The sequence below is a fragment of the Bradyrhizobium sp. WYCCWR 12699 genome (assembly GCF_032144035.1).
Classification (GTDB): domain Bacteria; phylum Pseudomonadota; class Alphaproteobacteria; order Rhizobiales; family Xanthobacteraceae; genus Bradyrhizobium.
On sequence record NZ_JAVTJN010000024.1, the window covers coordinates 1 to 777 of the forward strand.

The 777-nt window shown below is 66.2% G+C and carries 1 protein-coding gene; it reads left to right on the forward strand.

Features of this window, described 5'->3' with window-relative positions; translation table 11 throughout:
* The coding region (locus RPS27_RS10510) for a DUF1522 domain-containing protein (protein WP_313753991.1) at positions 1 to 777 on the forward strand (777 nt) is incomplete at both ends.

Sequence of the window (777 nt, forward strand, 5' to 3'; positions counted from 1 at the left end):
ATCACCCTGATCGCCACCAACGGCACGACTGCGACCGGCCTCGCCGGTGTGGCCCAGCCCGCCGACGGCGACACGCTGACCGTAAACGGCAAGACCATCACCTTCCGTTCCGGCGCGGCTCCGGGAGCCACCGGCGTTCCGTCCGGCTCCGGCGCCAGCGGTAACCTCGTCACCGACGGCAACGGTAACACCACGGTCTATCTCGGCACCGCGGGTACTCCGGCTGCGACCGTCGACGATCTCTTGGCCGCGATCGATCTGGCCAGCGGCGTGAAGACGGTCTCGATCAGTGCAGGTGCTGCGACGATCTCAGCGAGCTTCGGCCAGGGTGGTACCGTGTCGAGCGTCGGCACCTCCAAGGTCACGCTGGTCAGCTCGAAGGGCGCGGATTTGAGCGTCACCGGCAAGGCAGATCTGCTCAATGCTCTCGGCCTGACGACGTCAGTCGGCGGCGGCAATGCCACGGTCAACGTCAACCGGACCACGAGCGCAACCTCGCTGGGTGCAACGATCGCGGACGGTTCGTCCCTGAACGTCGACGGTCACGTCATCACCTTCAAGAACGCACCGACCCCCGGCACGACCGGTGCTCCGAGCGTTCCGAGCGGGTATGGCGCGAGCGGTAACGTCGTCACTGACGGCAACGGTAATTCGACGGTCTATCTGGAGAACGGCACGGTCAACGACGTGCTGAATGCGATCGACCTTGCCACCGGCGTGCAGAAAGCCACGATCGGCGCCAGTGGCACCGCAACGCTTGCGACCGCCACCGGCCAG